The 24,742-nt window shown below is 34.3% G+C and carries 20 protein-coding genes; all 20 read left to right on the top strand.

What is annotated here, in order from left to right; translation table 11 throughout:
• On the top strand, positions 1-233 hold a 233-nt coding region (locus tag F8153_RS08940), incomplete at its 5' end, for a hypothetical protein (RefSeq protein WP_151866019.1).
• Positions 230-595: a four helix bundle protein gene (locus F8153_RS08935; protein WP_151866018.1), complete on the top strand. Its 366-nt coding sequence runs from the start codon at positions 230-232 to the stop codon at positions 593-595. The genes F8153_RS08940 and F8153_RS08935, both read left to right, overlap by 4 nt.
• Before the next feature lie 616 nt (positions 596-1,211).
• Positions 1,212-4,220, top strand: coding sequence for an Ig-like domain-containing protein (locus F8153_RS08930; protein WP_151866017.1), 3,009 nt, complete (start codon positions 1,212-1,214; stop codon positions 4,218-4,220).
• A 336-nt stretch (positions 4,221-4,556) separates the two neighbouring features.
• A complete protein-coding gene (locus F8153_RS08925; RefSeq protein ID WP_151866016.1) occupies positions 4,557-5,855 on the top strand; it encodes a GumC family protein in 1,299 nt (432 codons plus the stop codon).
• Between the two features lie 11 nt (positions 5,856-5,866).
• Complete coding sequence (locus F8153_RS08920; protein WP_151866015.1) at positions 5,867-8,827, top strand: O-antigen ligase family protein; 2,961 nt, start codon at positions 5,867-5,869, stop codon at positions 8,825-8,827.
• Positions 8,828-8,902: 75 nt separating this feature from the next.
• Positions 8,903-9,415: a winged helix-turn-helix transcriptional regulator gene (locus F8153_RS08915; RefSeq protein WP_151866014.1), complete on the top strand. Its 513-nt coding sequence runs from the start codon at positions 8,903-8,905 to the stop codon at positions 9,413-9,415.
• A 121-nt stretch (positions 9,416-9,536) separates the two neighbouring features.
• Entirely contained in the window at positions 9,537-9,890 is a 354-nt protein-coding gene (locus F8153_RS08910) for a four helix bundle protein (protein ID WP_151866013.1), read from the top strand.
• 68 nt (positions 9,891-9,958) lie between these two features.
• Entirely contained in the window at positions 9,959-10,579 is a 621-nt protein-coding gene (locus tag F8153_RS08905; protein WP_151866012.1) for a sugar transferase, read from the top strand.
• A 10-nt stretch (positions 10,580-10,589) separates the two neighbouring features.
• On the top strand, positions 10,590-11,477 hold the full coding sequence (locus F8153_RS08900; protein ID WP_151866011.1) for an SDR family oxidoreductase: 888 nt from the start codon (positions 10,590-10,592) through the stop codon (positions 11,475-11,477).
• Positions 11,478-11,504: 27 nt separating this feature from the next.
• A complete protein-coding gene (locus F8153_RS08895) occupies positions 11,505-12,614 on the top strand; it encodes a glycosyltransferase family 4 protein (RefSeq protein WP_151866010.1) in 1,110 nt (369 codons plus the stop codon).
• A 14-nt stretch (positions 12,615-12,628) separates the two neighbouring features.
• Positions 12,629-13,948 carry a nucleotide sugar dehydrogenase gene (locus tag F8153_RS08890; protein WP_151866009.1) on the top strand — a complete coding sequence of 440 codons (1,320 nt, stop codon included), beginning with the start codon at positions 12,629-12,631 and terminating at the stop codon, positions 13,946-13,948.
• Between the two features lie 20 nt (positions 13,949-13,968).
• Entirely contained in the window at positions 13,969-14,943 is a 975-nt protein-coding gene (locus tag F8153_RS08885) for an SDR family oxidoreductase (protein ID WP_151866008.1), read from the top strand.
• Between the two features lies 1 nt (position 14,944).
• Positions 14,945-16,114 carry a glycosyltransferase gene (locus tag F8153_RS08880; RefSeq protein WP_151866007.1) on the top strand — a complete coding sequence of 390 codons (1,170 nt, stop codon included), beginning with the start codon at positions 14,945-14,947 and terminating at the stop codon, positions 16,112-16,114.
• Positions 16,115-16,139: 25 nt separating this feature from the next.
• Complete coding sequence (locus F8153_RS08875) at positions 16,140-17,444, top strand: hypothetical protein (RefSeq protein ID WP_151866006.1); 1,305 nt, start codon at positions 16,140-16,142, stop codon at positions 17,442-17,444.
• A gap of 42 nt (positions 17,445-17,486) precedes the next feature.
• Positions 17,487-18,506: a polysaccharide biosynthesis protein gene (locus tag F8153_RS08870; RefSeq protein WP_151866005.1), complete on the top strand. Its 1,020-nt coding sequence runs from the start codon at positions 17,487-17,489 to the stop codon at positions 18,504-18,506.
• A complete protein-coding gene (locus F8153_RS08865) occupies positions 18,506-19,615 on the top strand; it encodes a capsular polysaccharide biosynthesis protein CapF (protein ID WP_151866004.1) in 1,110 nt (369 codons plus the stop codon). The genes F8153_RS08870 and F8153_RS08865 overlap by 1 nt, the downstream gene beginning before the upstream one ends.
• A 3-nt stretch (positions 19,616-19,618) precedes the next feature.
• The gene (gene wecB, locus F8153_RS08860; RefSeq protein WP_151866003.1) at positions 19,619-20,746 is read left to right on the top strand and encodes a non-hydrolyzing UDP-N-acetylglucosamine 2-epimerase; all 1,128 of its coding nucleotides are present in this window, start codon (positions 19,619-19,621) and stop codon (positions 20,744-20,746) included.
• A gap of 114 nt (positions 20,747-20,860) precedes the next feature.
• Complete coding sequence (gene murJ, locus F8153_RS08855; RefSeq protein WP_151866002.1) at positions 20,861-22,384, top strand: murein biosynthesis integral membrane protein MurJ; 1,524 nt, start codon at positions 20,861-20,863, stop codon at positions 22,382-22,384.
• An 18-nt stretch (positions 22,385-22,402) separates the two neighbouring features.
• Positions 22,403-22,687 (top strand): COG2426 family protein, encoded by a 285-nt coding sequence (locus tag F8153_RS08850; RefSeq protein WP_151866001.1) that lies wholly within the window; start codon positions 22,403-22,405, stop codon positions 22,685-22,687.
• Positions 22,688-22,803: 116 nt separating this feature from the next.
• Positions 22,804-24,651 (top strand): nucleoside-diphosphate sugar epimerase/dehydratase, encoded by a 1,848-nt coding sequence (locus tag F8153_RS08845; protein ID WP_151866000.1) that lies wholly within the window; start codon positions 22,804-22,806, stop codon positions 24,649-24,651.
• Positions 24,652-24,742: the final 91 nt, after the last annotated feature.

Below are 24,742 nucleotides of genomic sequence, written 5' to 3'. Positions count from 1 at the left end.
TAAGATCTGAGATGGCAACTAAACAAGATATTGATGATGTAAGATCTGAGATGGCAACTAAACAAGACATTGTAAGATTAGAAAATAGAATGGACGAAAATCATAAAGCTTTGTACGATGGCTACAAACAGAGTATTGAAGGTATTCACCAAATTAATAATAGACTAGATATACTAACAGACCGAGTCGACAACCAAGAGGCCAGTATAAGGCTACTAAAATCTATTAAATAGGTTATTCTTATGAAAGAATTATAAGAGAAAAATCCTTTAAATTCTCTGTCAACATTATTAAGTTTTCCAAACATATGAGAATGGTTAAGAAAGAATATATACTATCTAATCAGTTAAAGAGGTCAGGTACAAGTGTCGGGGCTAATATAGAAGAAGCACAATATGCACCTACAAAAAAGGACTTCGGACATAAATTGTACATAGCTCTTAAAGAAGCAGCTGAAGCAAAGTACTGGTTATGTTTAATTAAGGATGGAGAAGAGGCAGAGTCTAAGTTAGTCGATCCATTACTTAAAGAATGTGAAGAAATCATTAGTCTCTTAACAGCTATTACAAAGAAAATTAGATATAGAGAAGATTAGTTGATAAATAACATGTCTAACAAGGCATGTTTTTCTTTTAATTCAACATTCAACATTAATATTTAGTTCTTCATTCTTTGTTCTTTATAAAATAGCTTCGATGTATCGAAGCATCCTGAATTCAACATTCAACATTCAACATTTCTCATTTTCTTTTATCTATGTATATTGTCCAAGAAAATGGGTATATATTTATAGATAACAGAATCCATCAAAAATTCTACGAAATTTCTTAGAATTAAAGAAGGAATTTTCTGCTAAGTCTAGAATACTATGAAGGTGGATAACTATGTGTAGTGGTAAAGGATTCCTTTGTCGTCATACACATGCAAAAAACTTGTAATATAACTGTAATGGTATTTTGGTTTATACAAGTGTATAATTGTACTTGTAAAGATTGAACATACCTAAGTTGTTTATTACAGTTATGTTACAATCACCACACCATCGTTGACCTAGCAATAGTACGGTGGTATAATCAACTTTATAGATAGCGGATACATATTTTATACCGCTTCTATACAATTTAAAGGATTAGCTGGTTTAAAGAAGGGGTTACAGCTAACATCCTAAATTCAACCCACTTCAAAACAAAGATAAAAAGGAGGAAGACATAATGAAGAAAGTCCTATCGTTAGTACTAGTATTAGCAATGGTACTAGGAACATTTGGATTTGCCTTCGCTGCACCAACAGCTACTGATATTCAGAAGCTACAAGATTATGGTGTATTAATTGGCGATGGATCAGGTAACTTAATGCTTGATCAAACATTAACAAGAGCACAATTTGCAGTATTCTCTACAAGATTAACAGGTAATACTGACGCAGAGGTTCAAGCTTTAAATGAAGCAGCACCTTTTGATGATGTAAGCGGATACTACGCTCCATTCATCGGAAAAGCCTACAAAGATGGTTTAGTAAACGGAGTAGGTAACAACAAGTATATGCCAGAAGCAGAAGTAACTTATGTTCAAGCTCTTACAGTATTAATGAGAGCATTAGGTTACGGAGCAGACTTAGAAGGTTTAGCTTGGCCATCAGGATACTATGCTAAGGCAGCAGCTCTTGGTTTAGTAGATGGATCAATCGAAATGAACGCTAACATTACTAGAGGCCAAATGGCTGACACTATCTTAACAGCCTTAGCTACAGAAACTAAAGATGGCGTTGTTCTTGAAGCAGCCCTTGGTTATGTAGAAGAGTTAACAGTTGTTGAAGTAGTAGTAGTTGATAGCACAAACATCGAAGTTACTTTCAACGATGATGTTACTGTAGCTTATGAGTTAACTGAAGCTCTAGAAGCTAATGTAGAAACTGCAGTACTTGTTGAATACTTAGAAGAAGTATTCGAAATTACAGTAGTATGGGAAGTTGATTTCCTAGAAGTAGTTTCAGTTTCTGCTGACAACCTAAAAGAAGTTGTTGTAGAATTCAACCAAGAAGTTGATGTTGAAACAGTTGTAGATGCAAACTTCTCTCTAAACAAAGAAAAAGAAGCTATTGCAACTCTTCAAGCAGATGGAAAGACCGTAGTACTTACAATCAAAACAGAATTAGCAAACCAAGTTGAGTACACTTTAACAGTTGATAAAGTTAAAAACTTAGCTGGTGAAGCTATTGAAAAAACAGAAACTAAATTTACAGCTTTCGACGCTACTTTACCAGAAATTCAAGAAGTAGTTGTAACTGGACCTAGAAATCTTGAGCTTAGATTCTCTGAGCCAATTAAAACTGCTGGTACAGTTGAAGTTAAGCAAGATAAAACAACCTTAGGAAACAAAGTAACTGTTGATGGAACTAATGTAGTTGTTGTTGAAACATTTACAAACTTTGTAGATGGCAAAGATTATACAGTAAAAGTTACTGGTTTCGTTGACTATGCAACATACAAGAACATCAATAAAACATTAGAGTTCAACTATGTTAAAGATGTAACTCCACCAGTAGCGACTATAACAAAGGCGGAGCAAACATATGTAGTTGTTGAATTCAACAAGCCTGTAAAAGGTATTGAAGCTGACATGTTCTACCACACTTTCACTGCTTGGGAAGCACTTGAAGTTTTCAAAACAGCTGAATTCAGTGGAGCTGATGCAGTAACAGTAAAAGCTACAGATTATGTAACAAAAGTATACGTTCAATTCTGGGAATCTGGTAATACTAACAGCAAGCCACTTCCTGAAGGTAATATTACAGTAGGAATTAAAGGGTCTGACATTAAAGACCATTGGGGTAACAAACTTGGAGATCAAACTATGACAGTAGGAATCTCTGTAGACAAAACTCCAATCGAAGTTACTGAGATTGAAGTTAAAGCAGAAGACGTATTAGTAGTTAAATTCAACAAGGCTTACGACAAGTTCGAAGGTAAAAATGTTGAAGTGTTAGACGAAGATGGTAAGAAAATTGATGGTTTAACAGTAACTATCCAGAACAAGAAAGAAAAATCAGTAGAGTTAAAGCTAAGCAAGAAGCAACCAGGTGAAGTGTTAACGGTTAACATTAAGGATGTACAAGATACAGCTTTAGTTGCTAGCAAGATTACACTTTACACTCAATTAGTTGAAGTTACTGACAAAACTAAGCCAGTTGCTGAAGAAGTATACTATGATATCAAGTTTAAGGAAGTTAAATCTGGAGATAATGTATTCAGCAACAAAGCGCTATTTGTAAGATTCAGCGAAGCTGTAGATGCTGATACTGCTTTAGAAGCATCTAACTATGCCATCGTAGTAGGCAATGCGGTAACTATATTAACAGAAGATCCATCATTTGATGGTGCAAATACTCGAGTTAAGTTACCTTTAACCGACGCTCAAGCTGACATCCTTTATACTAATGCAGATGTAGAGGCCAATGTTAAGCTTCAGGTTATCAACGTAAAAGACTTAGCAGGTAATAAAATTGTACCAAAGATTGTAGATCTACAAACAAATATTCAATCATCACAATTTGTTAAGGTGACAAGCATTGAAGCTACAAGCAAAGATACTTTAGTAGTTAAGTTCAATGACTTATTAACAGGTGTAACAAGTGATGCTTTCGAAGTAAATGGTGGAAATAACTTTACTTTAACACAAACTGAAGATAAAGGTGTAACAGTTCTTGAGTTTGTATATGGAAGCAAAGCCTTCGAAACTGACAAATCAAATGTAACGTTTGAGATTCTGTTTGGAGAAGGCATTAAAAATTCATTTGGAACTGAGATTACATCATTTGCTAATGATTCAGCTGATTATGATTCACAAACAGGAACTGAGATAGTATTCGCAAACAGCTTTATAGCAGACTCAATAGCTCCAGAAATCATGGTATACACTTCAGGTGCTAATGAAGATGAGTACATTGTTGAAAGAGTAAGCAATACAGAAATTGAAATTACTTTCTCTGAAGCAATTGATGCAGCAGCTTTATCTTCATTGACATTCACTGTTGAAAATGCTAATGTGAGCGATGTGGATGTTAAGATTGGTACAGATAATGTAGTAGTAATTACTTTTACGGCTAAATCTGGCAAAACTGTTCCAGATGCTCCAAAAGTAACTCAAAAAGTAAATGTTGTTGACTCAGACGGTAACACATTTATGGCTGACGAAGAACTTCCAAGCTTCGACGTTAGATAATAATGTATGAACTTAAAGAGAGACTCATTTGAGTCTCTCTTTTGTTATTAGGCTCTATGTCAATAGTTGGGGCAGGTATTCTTTTGAATATCTGTCCTTTTTATAACTGTTTTAAAATGTGTTATAAGAGTGATAATCTTAGAGTAACTTATAGAAAGGTATTGTAAAGAAACTGTAATACAAAAATGTAAGATTTGAAACTGGCATTATGATATAATCTACTTATGTGAAAACCCAAATCAATTTGAACTATCTTGTTGGTGTGAAAGGAATTTCGTGTTTTTTGTTGAACTACACAATATTAAAGCTAGATAATTTATTAATGGAGGGTTCATTGTGGAAGAGATTAGCTTAAGAGAACTGATTGAAATACTATTAAAACGAAAAACAATGATTATAGGAATTACAATATTAGCAGTACTTATATCAGCAGTAGTAAGCTTTGCCCTATTGGAGCCAGTTTATGAAACTAAAATGGTATTAATGGCTTCAAATTTTAGTGAGAGACTACAACCAAATCAGTTTAATAGCGAAGGAATAGATAATATATTAGACTCTTTATCCCGCTTTCCTGATATGACCCTGGAAACTTATAAGCAACAAATTAAAGCGCCTCGTATCATGCGCCAAACCATTGCCGATCTAGGGCTAGAGGATATATATGATATCGAAACCCTTGCAAAGAAAATTGAGTTAGAAACTATTAAGGATACAAACTTAATTACAATTAAGATGAAGGATAATGATCCAGAAAAAGCAGCATCAATTGTTAATAAGGTCGGAGAAGAGTTTGTTTCCTTTGTCTCTGATAAGGCTAAGGAACAAGCAACAGCTTCTTCAAGCTACATCGAAGCCCAAATGGTATTTGAGAAGGAAAAGCTAGATGAAGCACTAATTGAATTAAGAAATTACCTTGCTCAACCAAAGGGAACTGAGGAGTTAAAAAGAGAGCTGGAAGCAAAGCTTACACAGATTACAGAATTTAAAACGGAGAATACCAACTCCCAGATGAGAAAGGACGTTCTAGAGAAGTCTATAGGAAGAATTGAACAGCAAATTATCAATACTGATAAGAAACTCATTACTAACAAAACTATATTAGATGACCCTTTGATGAAAGACTTAGTAGAGGAGAATACAAATAGTTCCACCCGTGAGTTAGCCGGGATAAAAGTTGAATCGGAAGAAATTAACCCTGTGTATCTTGAATTGGAAACTGCACTAAACACTTTCGTTATTGAACTGGCAGAAGTAGATGCTAGACTAACAAATCTACAAGGGAAAATAAATGAAACCCAGTTCCAAATTGAAACCCTTCAAGCTGAACTTGCTGAGAAGGAACATGAAGAAAGAATCATTAGACAAAAGGTAGATGTGGCTCAAAATACTTATAATGCCTTTGTAGAAAAACATGAAGAATTACGGGTTACAGAATCGTCTCAAATCGGAGAATCTAATATGATCGTTATTTCAAAAGCCTATCCAACAACCCAACCGGTTGGGCCTCGTAAAGTCTTGAATGTTGCCATTGCAGCAGTGCTGGGTCTGATGATAAGTGTATTTGCTGCCTTCTTTATTGAATATTGGAACTCTGAGGATAAGGATAAAATTGCTAAGAACCATGTAGCTAATTAGGAGTTGTTATTATGCCAAAGATTGCGAAACAAAAAACATCTAAAAAGTATCTTAATAATAACGATACAGCTAGTAAAATTGGTTTGTTTGTCTTTGCGGTAGCCTGTCTGCTTATTTTTACAGCGCCTTTACTTAGGGGACTATTCTTTACCAAAGAAGTATTGTTGACCCATTTAATATCCTTTGGTCTATTTGCCCTTTGGATTGTAAAGAAATATTTTAAAGAAGAGAAAATCATCCTAAGCAACCCTATGGACTATTTAGGATTGTTACTTGTAGTTGCGTATCTTCTGCCTATACTTTTTCAACAGGCTGTAAGTTTAAGGGATGCTATAGGAGAGGCATTAAAGTATATAAATGCCTATTTCTTGTACTTGTTAGTGAAAGACTATGCTCATGAGATAAAGCATCGTATAATCATTATGTATTCCATAGTTTTAAGTGGAGTGACAGTGGCCATAGTTGGAATTGGTTCTTTAGGGGGCTATATAAGTTTGACTGATTCCGTAATAGGTAACCGTATATCCTCCACCTTTCAGTACCCCAATACCCTTGCAGCTATGATGATGACCTGTTTATTTATTGCCCTAGGACTTATGTTAGAAGAAGACAATAGGTGGAAGGCATATGCAAATGGGGTTATGGCATATATCCTATTTTTCACATTTATATTCACCTACTCTAGGGCGGCCTGGTTGGTTTTCCCACTATTTTTTCTGCTTTATATATTAGCAATTCCTAATATGAAGAAGATAATTGCCATATTATTTGGTATATCTATAGTAATTCCAACACTATTAGTTATGCAACCCTTTACTCAGGTGACCTCATCAGAGAACCAGGGAAATATTAAATTAATAGGCATATTTATAGTAGGAATTATAGGATTCACCTTGCTTCATTGGGTTTTTCAGTGGATTGCTTCAAAACTCCAATCAGTTTCTGTGAAAACCCTCGTTATAATCCCTTTAATTGGAGTTCTACTGGCGGGATCTTTAGGAGTTCTTGCCTTTAATATAACAGAACCATTGGTATTTGATAATTTAAATGCATCAGAAAATAAATGGAACAGCATAAGAAGAACTATAGAGGTTTATCCTAACCAAAACTATATTTTATCTGTAAATGTAGGTGTGGAAGGATCAAATGAAAAACAATGGACATGGAGAATAAGAGTATTTGGAGCAGACGATAAGGGAGAACAAGCTCTACTAGATGATAGAATAGCAGAGGTTGGCGAATCAGGATATATTAAGATCCCTTTTACTACAGAGCTTACAACAGAAAAGGCACTAATAGATTTTACTGCAGTTCATCCTGGAATAAAAGTGACTTTTGATGAGGCAATGTTGTTAGATGGGAAGAGTAACTTTATTCAAAATATAAAACTGAAGTACAAATATTTACCAGAATCCTTAATAAGCCGTCTTAATGCAATTGACCTAAATGAAAATAGTTCCTCTGCCAGACTAGCCTTTTATAAAGACGGAGGTAAAATATTCTATGATTATCCCATAATTGGTGCGGGGGGAAAGGCTTGGGGGTATTTGTATAGTGCCTATCAGTCATATACCTATTATAGTAATGAACCCCACAATCTATATCTACGAGTATTAGTCGAAACAGGTATTATAGGACTCTTGGTTATATTAATATTGTTACTGCTTTTAGGCGTAGAACTGTATAAGGCTGCAAGAAGATACTGTACCATCAATATTTCTCTTGTTATCGCGACACTAGTCCTTCTAGCCCACAGCGGATTAGATTTTAACTTTGCATATTTCTCAATAATACTATTGCTATTTACAATACTAAGTCTAATTCAATGGGAACCTATGTTAAACATCAAAATATTAAGATGGACCTATAGCAGAAGAAAAGTAAACCTAGCTGGAGCATTTATGCTGTCGATAATTTTTCTCTTATTTACATCTTCCCTTTATACAGGCTACAGTAATGCTATGGAGGCCGTAAAGGAGGCAGAAAAAGGGAATGGTGGAAAGTCCCTAGCCCTTTATCAAAAAGCTGTAATAAGAGACCCCTTTTCTGCAAAATATAGAGTAGACTTAGCACAGTTACTAAGGGCATCAGCCCAACAAACACAGCAGCAGAAACTCATTTTTGAAGCAGATAAGCATATTAGTGCTGCCTTAAATAATTCGCCGTACGATTTAGATGTTTCATATCATGCCATTGCCCATTTCCTTCAAAGGGGTAAGTTTGATGAGGCACAAGAAATAGCCGAAGACTTAGTGAAGAATAATCCATACAAGCCAGAGATATACCAAATTAAGTTGGATGCTTATTCTTCTATTGGAGACTATTTCATGCAACAGGAGGACACTAAAGAAGCCCTTAAGATGTATGAAAAAGCAATGAGCATAAAAGAGGATATAATGCGTGCCAATAAAAAAACTGACAAAAAAATTATACAAACCTCTGCTACACAGGCAAAGTATAATAAGCTTCAGTATTTTATCAAGAATATTGAATCACCAAACAAGTTATTACAACTCGCTGACTATGTATATATAAGCTATTTTTCAACTGATTTTGATGAAAACAATGTTCCAGATTATTGGCGTATATGGAATCCTCAAAATAAAACTCAAAGAATCGAAAGTTCACAAAAGGGAATGAAACTAGAAAATATTGAAGGAGATAGAGGCGGGGTTTACTCAAGTGATATTAGCTTACAACCCAATACAAAATATCAAGTAGAGGTAGAATTTAGTGAAGATACCAACTTAGAAAATGCTAGAGTATGGGTTTTTAGCAGATCTGGTGAAGTGAGCCTTCAACATCAACAAAACTCTGTTAGTAGTCATAGTGAAAGTTTTGAATTTCAAACCCAACCAGATATAGAACCTGGTAATCAGTATATAATAGTTGAGCATAAAGGACTTAGCAATAATAGTTTATCTGTGAAAAATTTTAAAATCATTCAAATTAATAACAATGTTATTGACTAAGTTTTTACAAGACATTATACTAAAATTAGGCGTTCAATAAATGAACGCCTAAAAAACTACCATAGGAGTATCTAAGTGGACAAAGAATATATTTTGTTAGAGTTAATAAATGAAAATAAGCTATTATCCCAAAGACAGTTATCCGAGAAAACAGGTTTTTCCCTAGGCAGTATAAACGTTCTTATCAAGAAGATGGTTAAAGAAGGCTTCATTAAAATAGAAAATATTCCAGCTAACAGGGTAGTTTATATGATAACACCGAAGGGGATGGTGGAAAAGGTAAATAAGACATATAAGTATATAAAGCACCATTATACCTACATAAACAACACCAAAGAAAAGATAAAGAAGTTGTTCATAAGAGTTTTAAGTGAGTATAACAAGGTTTTTATAATACTAGGTCAAGATGAAATAAGTAGCCTTATAAAATCTTCGATAGAAGAATTAGATATTGATGAAAAATTTATTCATTTTGGAGAAGATGAAAAACACGATATTAGAGGGGTATTTATTGTAACAAATCATGAAGATTATGAAAAGTATAAGACCCTTGGTTATGAAACCATTAATATATTAGAGGAATTGTAAAATACCGAGTAGATAGTTATGAAGCTTTACTATGGATAATTGAGTATAGAGTGCGACGTGAGTGGTGAAAGAATAAAGAAGTAGAAAGTTGGTATGTTGGTAAGTTGGAAAGGAGTAGCCTATGTTCGATGATACGAATAAGTTAGTTGTGTGGCAGAAGTCTCATGAACTTACATTGAAGATATACCAGATTACAAACAGCTTCCCTAAGGAGGAGATATTTGGACTAACTTCTCAAATCAGAAGAGCGGCAGCATCAGTTCCAAATAATATTGTTGAAGGTAAAGCAAGAGGTTCTAACAAGGAATACAAGCGATTTTTGCTGGTGGCACGTGGTTCTTTGGAAGAAACAAAGTATCAGTTGCTATTAGCAAAAGATTTGAAGTATATAGATGAACAAAAGTATAAAGATGTATTGGATTTATCAAAGGATGTAGGAAGACTTTTGGCTGGATTAATTAAGACTTTAGATTGATGGTTCTACCATTCCAACATTCTACTTTCCAACATTCCAACTAGAAAGCAATTTCGGAGGGGTAACATATGTACATGAGAGTTAAGAGGTTAATTGATATATTGCTATCGGCTATCGGCCTAATCATCCTTTCTCCGATATTTGCAATCCTTATGGTTGCAATCAAGCTTGACTCCCCTGGACCTGTTCTCTTTAAACAGAAGAGAGTCGGGATCTATAAGAGTCATTTTCATATATTAAAATTCAGAACCATGAGAATAGATACGCCGAAGGACACCCCTACACATCTTCTAGAGAATCCTGATCAGTGGATTACAAAGGTAGGTAAGTTCCTACGAAAAACTTCTCTAGATGAATTGCCTCAAATCATCAATATTTTTAAAGGCGAGATGAGCATCATTGGGCCAAGACCTGCACTTTGGAATCAGTATGATCTTATTGAAGAAAGAGACAAATATGGTGCTAATGACGTGCCGGTTGGTCTTACTGGGTGGGCTCAGATTAATGGAAGAGACGAGCTTGAGATTGATGTTAAGGCGAGACTTGATGGAGAGTACGCAGTGAAGATTGGATTCATGATGGATGTTAGATGTTTCTTTGGGACGATATTTAGTGTTCTTAGAAGTGATGGTGTTGTTGAAGGTGGGACTGGGACGAAGAAAGCCGATAAAGAGTCAGTGAAATATTAGGGGTGAGAAGATGTTATTAGTGACAGGAATCACAGGACATACAGGCAGATATTTCTTAAAGGAACTTATTGCTCATAAATATGAAGGACCAATCCGCTGCATCGTTAGGGAAACATCTGACACTTCAATGTTGGATAACAGCGGATTAGATATTGAGAAGGTTTATGGAGATCTCAACGACAAGGAGTTCATTAGAAAAGTTATGAGTGGTATAGATAGTATCATGCACATCTATAATATTCATCACTCACCAATGATTGTTGAAACAGCTATTGAGAACAATGTGAAGAGAGCAATCTTAGTACATACGACGGGAATATATTCAAACTTCAAATATGCTTCTCAAGGTTATACCATAGAAAAGAAAGTTTCTGAATTGACTTCAGATCCAAACTGCCTTACAAAAGTTACGATTGTTAGACCAACTATGATCTATGGTGATCTGTGTGATAGCAATATGAGTAAGTTCATCAAGATGATAGATAAATTTAGAGTAATGCCAGTTATCAACGGTGGGAGAAGTTTAATACAACCAGTAAATGCAAGGGATTTAGGAAAGGCATTCTACACTGTATTGACATCTCCTGAAAAAACAGCTGGAAAAGCATATGATTTATCAGGTGAAAAGCCTATACAGATGATAGAAGTTTTTAAGATGATAAGCGATAATCTTAATAAGAAAACAACCTTTGTCAGTGTTCCTTTATCATTTGGAGTTGTACTTACCCAAATAGCGAAGGTACTAACTTTAGGAAAAATTGATTATGTAGAAAGGGTTCAACGTATGGGTGAAGACAGAAGTTATCCTCATGTCGAAGCAAAGAAAGACTTCAACTATAGACCGATGAGTTTTGAAGAGGGCATTGAAATTGAAGTGAATCAGTATTTAAAGAAGTAACTAAGTGATGAAAGTAGGATTGACAATATGAAAATAGCTGTACTATCAAGCCATACGTCATCACTATTTTGGTTTCGTATGGATATGATGAAAGAATTTATAAAACATGGACATTCTGTCATAGCTTTAGGACCAGAACCTGAATCAAACTGGAAGAGCAAGTTTGAGGAAAATGGAATTCATTATAAGCAACTCTTTGTGGAAAGAAATGGCATAAATCCCTTTAATGATTTAAGGACGTATCGAGATCTTAAGCAATTTATGAAAGAAGAGAAGCCAGACAAAGTATTCGCATACCAAGCAAAAACTGTAGTTTACGGAAGTCTTGCAGCAAAAGCCAAGGGTATTACTGAAGTATATCCACTGATAGCAGGTCTTGGGTCGATTTTTAGGGGAGAAGGGCTTAAAAACAGAGTAATCAAAACAATAATGAAGACTGAGTATCGTTTAGCATGCAATGCAAGCAAGAAGGTGTTTTTTCAAAACAACGATGATAAAAACGAATTTGTAAATAGCGGACTTATTGAAGATGAAAAAGTTGTGATTATCAATGGATCAGGTGTGAATCTTGAGAAGTTTAAACCAGAACCATTGCCTAATGCACCGGCATTTTTATTTATTGGCAGATTAATCAAAGATAAAGGTATTATGGAGTATTTGGAGGCTTGTAAGAGAATTAAGGCTGAATATCCTGAAGTAAGATGCTTACTTGTGGGACCTTATGATAGTAATCCTTCAGCACTGAAGTCTGAAGAACTACAGCCATTTATTGAGCAGGGTATTATTGAGTATTTTGGAGAGCAGACCGATGTTAGACCCTATTTGAAACAATGTAGTACTTATGTATTGCCTTCTTATCATGAAGGAACACCTAAGACTGTCTTAGAAGCAATGGCAATAGGTCGCTCAATTATAACCAGTGATGCTCCTGGATGTAGAGAAACTGTCACAGATGAATACAATGGGTTCCTCGTGTCTGTTAAAGACGTAAATGGTTTAGTTGATAAGATGAGAATTCTAATAGAAGATCAAGAAACAAATAGGATTATGGCAGAACGCAGTTTGAAACTTGCTAAAGAGAAGTATGATGTAAATATTGTCAATAAATCTATTATGAAAACTATGGGATTAATATAAAGGAGTTAATTGATATGAGTTTATATGAAAAGATTAAAAATAGAGAAGAAAAAATTTCACTTGTTGGTCTTGGTTATGTTGGTATGCCAATAGCAGTTTCTTTTGCTAAAAAAGTTAATGTCATTGGATTTGATATTAGTGAAGAGAAAGTTGAGTTATATAAGAAAGGAATTGATCCAACTAAAGAGGTTGGAGATGATGCAATTAAGTCAACAACTGTAGAGTTTACAGCTGATGAGAGCAAACTTAAAGAAGCTAAGTTTCATATTGTTGTTGTACCTACTCCTGTTAACGTAGATCACACACCCGATCTAAGACCAGTAGAATCAGCAAGTAGAACAGTCGGGAGGAATCTTACTAAAGGTTCTATTGTTGTATTTGAATCTACTGTTTATCCGGGCGTGACAGAAGAAATATGCATTCCAATTCTTGAGAGGGAATCTGGAATGAAATGTGGCGAAGATTTCAAAGTAGGCTACTCACCTGAGAGAATCAATCCTGGTGATAAAGTACATAGGCTAGAGACTATTGTAAAAGTCGTATCAGGTATGGATGAAGAATCTCTTGATATTATTGCGAAAGTGTATGAACTTGTGGTTGATGCAGGAGTACATAGAGCTGAATCTATAAAAGTGGCTGAAGCTGCAAAGGTTATTGAGAACTCACAAAGAGATATTAACATAGCATTTATGAATGAGCTTTCCATTATCTTTAACAAGATGGGGATTGACACTAAAGCTGTTCTAAAAGCTGCTGGAACGAAGTGGAACTTCCTGAACTTCTTCCCAGGATTAGTCGGTGGACACTGTATTGGTGTAGACCCTTACTACCTCACATATAAAGCTGAGCAGCTAGGATACCATTCACAAATTATCCTTTCAGGAAGAAGGATTAATGATGATATGGGCAAATATGTGGTTGAGAATTTAATTAAAAACCTTATAAAAGCAGATGTGCCAGTTAAAGATGCAAAAGTGGCAATCCTAGGATTTACTTTCAAAGAAAACTGTCCTGATACTAGAAATACTAGAGTCATTGATATTGTCAATGAGCTTAAAGAATATGGAATCACTCCGATGATTGCAGATCCAGAAGCAGATGCTGAAGAAGCAAAGCATGAGTATGGAATTGACTTTGATTCAGTAGAAGACATTAAAGAGATGGATGCAATTGTTGTAGCTGTTGGACATGACCAGTTCTTAAGATTTACTCAAGAAGATTTCAATAAGATGTTTAAAGAAGGATCTTATGAAAGCAAAGTATTGCTTGATATTAAAGGAATCTTAGATAGAAAAGAATACGAAGCTGCAGGATACAAATACTGGAGACTGTAAGGAAAGGTAGTGCATAAGCCGTGGGATATGAAAATATAGAGTTTAAAAAAGATACTGTATTTCTCGTAACTGGTGGAGCTGGTTTTATTGGCTCCAACTTGTGCGAGGTTTTATTAGATAAAGGCTATAAGGTTAGATGTCTAGATGATCTTTCCATTGGTAAACAATCTAATGTGGACTTGTTTATTGATAATCCTAACTATACATTTATAAAAGGGGACATAAGATATCTAGATACGTGCATGAAAGCTTGTGAAGGTGTAGATTATGTCTTAAATCAAGCAGCTTGGGGTAGTGTTCCTAGAAGCATTGAGATGCCATTGCTTTACGAAGAAATCAATATCCGAGGAACTCTCAATATGATGGAAGCAGCTAGACAAAATGGAGTGAAGAAGTTTGTTTATGCTTCCAGTTCATCTGTTTATGGAGATGAGCCAAATCTCCCAAAACAAGAGGGAAGAGAAGGAAACCTATTATCACCATATGCTTTGACTAAAATGGTTGATGAGGAATATGGGAAGCTTTATTCAAAACTATACGGATTAGATACTTATGGATTAAGATATTTTAATGTATTCGGTAAAAGACAAGATCCAAATGGAGCATATGCAGCAGTAATTCCAAAGTTTATTAAACAACTGCTTAATGATGAACAACCCACAATAAATGGCGATGGAAAGCAAAGTAGAGACTTTACTTATATTGAAAATGTTATTGAGGCAAATTTGAAAGCATGTAATGCATCTTCGGAAGTTGCGGGAGAAGCATTTAATATCGCATACGGTGGAAGAGAATATCTGATAGATGTATATAAATCCCTTTGTAAAGCACTTGGAAAAGATATTGAGCCAATCTTTGGACCTGATAGGAAAGGTGATATAAAGCATAGCAATGCTGATATATGCAAAGCTAAAGAGATGCTTGGATATGATCCTAGTTGGAGTTTTAAAAGAGGAATTGAAGCTGCAATAGAATGGTATAGGGAGAATTTGTGATATGTCAAACGGAACTCTTTTATATATAGGTGGATTTGAATTACCGGATAAGAATGCTGCAGCTCATAGAGTTCTCAGTAATGGGAAAGCAATGAGAGAGTTAGGATACAATGTTGTATTTGTAGGTATTGATAAATCACTAAGTTTTAATACAGATATTTCAACCACTCATAAAAGTATCCAAGGTTTTGACTGTTGGTCAGTGCCATATCCACATAAGATTGACCAATGGTTAAGTTTTTTAACTACAATTAGTTTCATTAATGTAATAAAAAACGAATATACAGATATAAGAGGAGTTATAGCGTATAACTATCCTTCAGTTGCTTTGTATAAACTTAAACGATATGGTACAAAGAATAATATTAAAATCATTGCTGATTGTACAGAATGGTATAGCACAAAAGGTTCAAACTTCCTGTTTAAACTTATCAAAGGCTTTGATTCTTTTTTTAGAATGAGAATTGTTCACAAGAGATTGGACGGCTTAATTGTTATAAGTACATACTTGGAAAATTACTATAAAAAGAATATCAATGTTTTAAGGGTGCCCCCTTTGGTAGATAAAGATGAAACTAAATGGGATAGTAAGTATATAAATAATACCGGTAACAAATTGAGTTTTTCATATTCAGGAAGTCCTGGGAAGAATAAAGATAAAATTAATAAATTAATTGAAGTTCTATACTCATTAAAAGAGAGTGAGAATTATGAGTTGAAAGTAATTGGACTCACCATTAATGAATATCTTGACTACTATCCTGAACATGAAGATATGCTTAGTGAACTTAGAAATCGAATCTCTTTTAAGGGTCGATTATCACACATAAACAGTATTGATCAATTAATGAAAAGTGATTTTAGTATTTTTATTCGGGAAAGCAATAGGTTAACAAATGCTGGTTTTCCAACAAAATTTGTTGAAAGTATAAATTGTGGTGTTCCTGTGATCACAACAAAAACCAGTGATTTAGGAATGTATTTAGTTGATGATTTTAATGGTTTTTATATAAATGAAGATTTAACAGAATCAGTTAACAAATTTAGCAAGATACTGCAATTAACTGAAAAAGAAATTTCAAGACTCAAAATGAACTGTATCAATGATTCAAATTTTAATTTCAAAAGTTATGTAGGTAAATTTGATGATTTTTTCAGTAAAATATTGTAGTCAAGTAAATTTTAGGAGTGAATAAATGAAATCATTACCGATTAAGATGTTTACACTTTATATATTAACAACTTTATTTTTAAGCTTTTATGGTCCAATGAAGTATTATAATTATGATAAATTTCCAGTTTTTATATATATTATTGGGTTTTTACTAAGTCTATATATAGGTTATGCTATTGCAAACAAATATAAAATTGTCATAAACAAAAAACGTGAGTATTCTGATGAAATGGTAAATGCTATATCAGCAAATAACAAAAGAAAAATAATGAAGTTTGTGAAAATCTCACTAAACATTGCCTTCCTTTCAATCTTATTAGAATTTTTGGAAGTATTATTAAAAAATCCGGCATCATTATCTATTTCGAATATGGCTAGTAATTATCTTGACCTTAATTTAGGAGAGGATGGTTCGTTCTATTCCTTTCCGATTCTATTTAGATTTTTAACAGGATTTTTTAGAAATGCAACTATGATTTTAGGTATATATTATTGGAAGAATCTAAAGCTGAGATTTAAAAGTATCTTTATATTTTTTATCATATTACTAGTGATGGTGAATATGGTGGCTTATGGAACTCAAAAGTTCTTAGGTGATATAATCATATATACAATTATTGTCCTGGCAATTAAAATGATGGACTCTGACAGGAGAAGAACAAAGAAAATAGTTATGATAAGTATATCGTTAGTAATGGTATTAATAATTATTTTTACTTTTGTACAAGCACAAAGATATGCACTTTTAGGAATAACAGCAGAGAATTATGGTTTTAGAGCGGGTGGACAATTGTATTTTGATACCGACCACATAATTTTTAAGATTTTAGGAAATGAGTTAGGGCTGGGTTTTGCAATACTACTAACTGGTTATTTGTCATCTGGGTATTATGGTTTATCTCTATGCTTTAAGCTACCTTTTCAGTGGACATATGGAATAGGGAATTCGTATTTCATGTCAAAGTTAATAGCAGTATTGTTTAACACTTCGGAGATATATGAAAAAACATATTTGAACAGGATGACAGAAGTTTTTGGGAGGAACGGGCTGAGGACATGGAATACTATTTTTCCATGGTTGGCATCAGACTTTACATTTATAGGAACTTTATTTGTATTCGTTATAGTAGGTTATTTGTGGCAAACAGCCTGGTTAGAAATTATTAAACATCAAAATCCAATATCTATTGTATTGTTTGCTACAATTTCTTTGGGTTTAGTATTTGTACCTGCTAATAATCAATTATTAAACTCTATAGATACTTTTATAGCAACTATATTTACAATTTCATATTGGATAATGTTTCATAGAAGATATAATTTTTAGCCATAAAATAATTCAGATTACAAGGTTAGGAGAAATGATTGTATGTTTAAAGACAAAAATTTATTAATCTCAGGTGGCACAGGATCTTTTGGGAATGCTATAATGAAAAGATTCCTAAACACAGACATAAAGGAAATTCGTATCTTTTCTCGTGATGAGAAGAAGCAGGATGATATGAGGAAGCTATATAAAAATGATAAGTTAAAGTTCTATATAGGCGATGTAAGAGACTTAGCAAGTGTTAAGAATGCTATGCATGGAGTAGACTATATCTTTCACGCAGCAGCCCTTAAACAAGTACCTTCTTGTGAATTTTTTCCATTGGAGGCAGTCAAGACGAATGTATTGGGGACAGATAATGTACTTACAGGTGCAATTGAGATGGGAGTAAAAAAGGTTATTTGTCTTTCTACAGATAAGGCAGCTTACCCAATCAATGCTATGGGAATCTCCAAAGCTATGATGGAGAAAGTATTTGTTGCAAAAGCTAAGACTGTTGATCCAGAAAAAACTCTTATCTGTGGTACGAGATATGGTAATGTCATGGCTTCTAGAGGTTCAGTAATTCCGTTGTTCATTGACCAGCTTAAGAGTGGACAACCACTCACTGTTACAGACCCTAACATGACAAGATTCTTAATGAGTCTTGAAGAGGCAGTTGAGCTTGTTGTATTTGCTTTCCAGAATGCTGAAGCAGGAGACATTATGGTTCAGAAATCCCCAGCATCAACAATCGGGGATTTAGCTCAAGCAGTTAAAGAGCTCTTCAAAGTAGACAATGAAATTAAAGTAATCGGAACTCGTCATGGTGAAAAGCTCTATGAAACGCTTCTAACAAAAGAAGAGCATGTTGTAGCAAAAGACATGGGTGGATTTTATAGAGTGCCTGCTGATAAGAGAGACTTAAACTATGACAAGTACTTTGTTGAAGGAGACCAAAAGCTGTCATCTGAAGATGAGTACAACTCTCATAATACGGAAAGGCTTAATATTGAACAGATTAAAGAAAAGTTACTTCAACTTGATTATGTAAGAGAACAATTGGAAAGTTGGGATAGATAATGAAAATTCTAGTCACTGGGGCAAAGGGCTTCATAGGAAAAAACTTAATAGCAGAGCTGAGAAATAGAAAGTTCACTGAAATTTTTGAATATGATCGTGATACAGAGTCTTCTTTACTTGATGGGTTCTGTAAAGAGGCTGACTTTGTGTTTCATCTCGCGGGAGTAAATCGACCAAAAGAACAATCTGAATTTATGGAGGGTAACTTTGGGTTTGCATCAGATATATTAAGTTCGCTCAAGAAACATAATAACACCTGTCCAGTGATGATTTCCTCTTCCATTCAAGCTGAGTTAGATAATCCTTATGGCGAAAGCAAAAAAGCAGGGGAAGATCTTTTGTTTTCTTATGGTAAAGAAACAGGGGCCAAAGTTCTTGTTTATAGATTTCCAAATATATTTGGTAAATGGTGTAGACCTAATTATAACAGTGCAGTAGCTACTTTCTGTCATAATATTGCACATGATTTGCCTATTCAAGTGAATGATCCAAGCGTAGTAATGAATCTTGTTTATATAGATGATGTCGTTAATGAGCTGATTAATTCGCTAGAGGGAAAAGAAAACAAAGTAGATTCATTCTGTGAAGTGCCTGTGGTACATACCACAACACTAGGTGAAATAGTAGATTTGATATATTCATTCAAGAATAGTAGAGAAGATAGATCAGTGCCAAATATGTCTGATGAATTTGTCAAGAAACTCTACAGTACATACTTAAGCTATTTGCCAGAAGACCAGTTTAGTTATGACTTAAAGATGAATGTAGATCAGAGGGGTTCATTCACTGAATTTCTTAAAACACATGATCGTGGCCAGGTTTCAGTTAATATCTCAAAACCTGGAATCACAAAGGGTAACCACTGGCATCACACGAAGAATGAGAAGTTTCTAGTTGTAAGTGGCAAAGGTGTTATTAGGTTTAGGAAAATAGGTTCAGAAGAAGTATTAGAGTATTTCGTAAGTGGGGATAAGATGGAAGTTGTAGATATACCAACTGGCTATACACACAATATTGAGAATCTTGGTGACGCAGATATGGTTACGTTAATGTGGGCCAATGAGCCATTTGATCCCGAAAAACCTGATACTTATTATTTGGAGGTATAACTGATGAAGAAATTAAAAGTCATGACAGTCGTTGGTACTAGACCAGAAATAATTAGGCTGTCAGCTGTTATAAATAAGTTAGATGAGTCAGAAGCGATTGATCATGTTCTTGTTCATACTGGACAGAACTATGACTATGAGTTGAATGAAGTGTTTTTTAGTGACTTCAATCTAAAGAAGCCGGATTATTTCCTAAATGCTGCAACAGGAACCGCTGTTGAGACGATTGGTAACATTTTAGTTAAGATTGATCCAATTCTAGAAGAGGTAAAGCCAGAAGCGTTCCTAGTACTCGGAGATACAAATAGTTGTTTATGTGCGATAGCTGCAAAGAGAAGACATATCCCTATCTTCCATATGGAAGCTGGAAATAGATGTTTCGATCAGAGAGTCCCAGAAGAAACTAATAGAAAGATTGTAGACCATACAGCAGATATAAATCTGACCTATAGCGATATTGCTAGAGAGTATCTTTTAAAAGAAGGTCTTCCTGCAGATAGAGTAATCAAAACGGGTAGCCCGATGTTTGAAGTTCTTAGTTCAAGAAAAGAAGACATTGAGAAATCAGATGTACTTGAAAGGTTAGGACTTGAAACAGAGAAATACTATGTAGTTTCTGCTCATAGAGAAGAGAATATTAGCTCTGAACAAAATTTCATGGATTTGGTAGATAGTTTAAACAGCATAGCCGAAATGTATCAGATGCCACTTATAGTAAGCACACATCCTAGAACCAGAAAAATGATTGAAGCTAAAGGAATCGAGTTTAATCCGCTGGTAAAAACTATGAAACCTCTTGGATTCAATGATTATGTGAAACTTCAAATGTATGCAAAAGCTGTTCTTAGTGATAGCGGGACAATCAGTGAAGAGTCATCTATTCTTGGATTTAAAGCACTGAATATTAGACAAGCACACGAAAGACCTGAAGCGATGGAAGAAGCATCTGTGATGATGGTGGGACTAAAGAAAGAGAGAATTCTTCAGGGACTTGAGGTGTTAGAGACACAGAGAAGATGTACATTGAGACATGTTACAGATTATAGCATGCCCAATGTCTCTGAAAAGGTTTTAAGAATTATATTATCTTACACAGATTATGTAAATAGAGTTATTTGGGGAAGAAATTGATTATCCGTTTGAATAAATGCAATAAAAGATATGAGGTAATGACCTATGAAAGGGAAGGTGAAATTTCATGAGAACATTTGATAGCATGAAATTTTTTCTAGATATTAAGTTAAGATGAAAAAGGCTACATTAATAATAATAATTCTAACAATAGTGTCTAAGTTGTTCGGATTTTCAAGAGATGTAGTATTGTCTTATTTTTATGGCGCAAGTAATATAAGTGATGTTTACCTCATTGCGTATACAATTCCTGGAATTATTTTTTCCTTTATTGGCACTGGAATAGCTACAAGTTTCATACCACTATATAGTGATATAGATAGAAGGAATGGTACTAGAAGGGCGGACCTATTCACCAACAATTTAATAATTGTATTGTTAATATTATGTGGTATTTTTGTTTTTATAGGGTACTACTTTTCATATCCTATTGTTAGAGCTTTTGCTATGGGATTTGATAATACGACTCTGGAATTAGCAGTAAAGTTTACACGTATTACAGTATTTGGAATATTCATTTCTGTAGTTATTCATATTTTTACTAGTTATCTGAACTTGAAAAATAATTTCCACATACCAGCTTTAGTAGGAATTCCAAATAATATAATCCTAATAATATCAATATGGCTTAGCGTAAAATTAAACATTATCTTGTTGCCTATTGGTGTTGTAGTATCATTATTGGCACAACTATTTCTTGTTCTAATATATGTAAATAAAAATGGATTTAAATTTAATTTACAATTAGACATAAAAGATGAGAATTTAAGAAAACTAGTTTATCTAGCTCTACCTGTAGTTATAGGAGTATCAGTTAATCAAATAAATGTCTTAGTGGATAGGACAATCGCTTCAGCTTTGGTTGTTGGTGGAATTTCTGCTTTAAATTATGCTAATAGGCTTAATGCATTTATTCAAGGAATATTTGTTATGTCTATAGCGACTGTAATGTATCCCTTGATTTCTAAAATGGTTGTTGATAATAACATTAAAGGCTTAAAGAAAGCTTTGTCTGACGCAATAACTGGGATAAATTTAATAGTGTTACCTGTAACAATTGGATCTATGACATTTACAAACCAAGTTATTAGTTTATTATTCGGTAGAGGTGCATTCGATTCACAAGCTATTATATTAACTTCATCAGCTTTGTTCTTCTATTCTTTAGGCATGGTAGGTTTCGGATTGCGTGAAATTTTATCTAGAGCATTCTATTCAATGCAAGATACAAAAACACCGATGATTAACGCTGCAATAGGTATGGTGCTAAATATTATACTTAACATTGTACTTTCACGTTATTTAGGTATTGGTGGGCTAGCCTTAGCAACAAGTATTGCAGCAATATTTACAACAGCACTATTATTTATTAGTCTTCGCAAAAAAATAGGTCCATTCGGCATGAAGCAAATCAGCATTTCATTCCTAAAAATATTAATAGCTTCATTGCTTATGGGTGTATTAGCAAAACTAAGCTTCAATTATCTAACATCAACACTGAGCCAAAACCTTTCACTATTAACAGCGATCGGTGTCGGAGCGGTTTCATACTTTGGGATAATCTACTTTATGAAGATTGAAGATGTCGACGTAATGATTGGAGCAATAAGGAGGAAGCTCGGAAGACAAGATGTTTAAAGCAATAATAATTGTTACATTTTTGCTTACCTTAAACAAATCAAGCTGTTTAAAAACTCGGTTGATAAGCTAATCCATAGGTCTATCTCCAAGATTGGAAATATTAAGAGATATGGTATATTGGGGTTAATATTATTCGTGGCCAACCCTCTACCTGGAACTGGGGTATGGAGTGGGAGCCTTGCTGCTGCTTTGCTAGGCATGAGGTTTAAATGGGCTTTTCCAGCCATATTAGTGGGTAATATGATAGCTGCTATTCTGATTATGAGTTTAAGTCATGGTGCTACAAAGGTATTTTTCTAGTATGATGAAATTCCCAATATATGATTTGAGATAATGTGAAGGAATTTGTAAGCTTATAAAGAAAATAAGTAGATATATAATTATTAATCTATCCTAGGAATGTTGGTGGTGTCGAAATGAAGAAAAAAGCCATATCTATGCTTTTGCTTTTTATAGATATTATACTATTGAACTTATCCATTATTATATCTTTTATAATACGGTTTGATGGGGCATTAAGTTCTAATGTTGCCAGCGTATATATAGAGGTATATAAAGAAAATGCTATAACTTTAACTCTAATTAAAATTGTCATTTTCTATGTTTTTGGCATGTACAAAAACCTATGGAAGTATGCCAGTATTGAGGAAATGGTGCAGATTGTTTTAACCTCCTTTACGGCTAATGCAGGAATCACCACATATATGTTTATTACGGAGCAGAGATTGCCAAGGAGTATATATATTCTAGCCTTCTTGTTAGATATTATTTTAATTGGCGGTATTCGTTTAAGTATAAGGGCTACCCGTGGCTTTAAAGAAGGATTTTTCTTAAAGAATAAAGAGTATAAGCGGGTTATGATTGTAGGCGCTGGCCAGGCCGGGGCAATGGTTATAAAGGAATTAAAAAGTCACGATGACTTACATAGCAAACCCGTTGCTATAATAGATGATGATGACTCCAAACTTGGTGCCAAAATCAATGGGGTACCGGTTTTAGGGGATCGATATCATATTGCAAAAATTGCAGATAAGAAGCTTATTGATGAAATCATCATTGCTCTACCTTCTGCATCCAAACAAGAAGTTCGACAAATTGTAGAAGAATGTAGTAAAACCAAATGCAAATTAAAGATCCTTCCGGGGATTTATGAGCTAATTGATGGTAAGGTTAGTATTAATAAAATAAGAGACGTTGCCATTGAAGATTTATTGGGAAGAGATCAAGTAAAGGTAGATTTAGATGAAATAAGTGGATATTTGAACAATAAGGTTGTTTTAGTTACTGGAGGTGGAGGCTCCATAGGCTCTGAATTATGCAGACAGATTGCAGAATTTAAACCTAAAAAGCTTTTAATCCTAGATATTTATGAAAATAATGCCTATGAAATAGAAAATGAGTTATTACGTAAGCATCCAGAGCTAAACCTGAATGTAATAATTGCATCCATTAGAGATAAAGGAAGGCTAGATGAAATATTTGCTAAGCACTTACCAGAGGTGGTTTTCCATGCAGCTGCTCATAAGCACGTACCATTAATGGAGAGTAACCCTCAAGAGGCTATTAAGAATAATATTTTCGGCACAAGGAATGTTGCAGAATGTGCCCACCAATGTGGTTCAAAGAGATTTGTTTTAATCTCTACAGACAAGGCTGTGAACCCCACCAACATAATGGGGGCATCTAAAAGAGTTGCAGAGATGATTGTACAATCTTTAAATGTAACTAGTAAAACGGAGTTTGTGGCAGTAAGATTTGGCAATGTATTGGGCAGTAATGGTAGCGTAATACCACTGTTTAAAAAGCAAATCGCAGAGGGGGGCCCTGTTACCGTTACTCATGAAGAAATAACAAGGTACTTTATGACCATTCCTGAGGCTGTGCAGCTGGTGATACAAGCAGGCTCAATGGCTAAAGGTGGAGAGATATTCGTACTGGATATGGGAGAACCCGTTAAAATTATGGATTTAGCAAGAAACATTATAAGATTATCTGGTTTTGAGCCCGATATCGATATTCCCATAGAAGTTACTGGCCTTAGACCTGGCGAAAAGCTTTATGAAGAGCTATTAATGGATGAGGAAGGTCTTCAATCAACCAAGCATGATAAAATCTTTATTGGAAAACCCTTTTTTACGGATTTAAAGCTATTACAAAGGGAGCTAGAAATACTAAAGGGATTGCTTTTCGGCAATAGCGAGGATATAAAGGAATACATGGTAAAGATGGTTCCCACCTATAAATACAATAAAAAAACCAGTTAGAAACATAAGATTTGTAGAGTGTAAACAATAGAAAACTTAATAGGATAAACATTAAGGCTAGCATATCTTTAAGGATAATGCTGGCTTTTTG

Origin of the sequence: Alkaliphilus serpentinus, from assembly GCF_009017255.1 — a bacterium.
Classification (GTDB): domain Bacteria; phylum Bacillota; class Clostridia; order Peptostreptococcales; family Natronincolaceae; genus Alkaliphilus_D; species Alkaliphilus_D serpentinus.
This window is presented reverse-complemented; position numbering and strand designations above follow the sequence as displayed.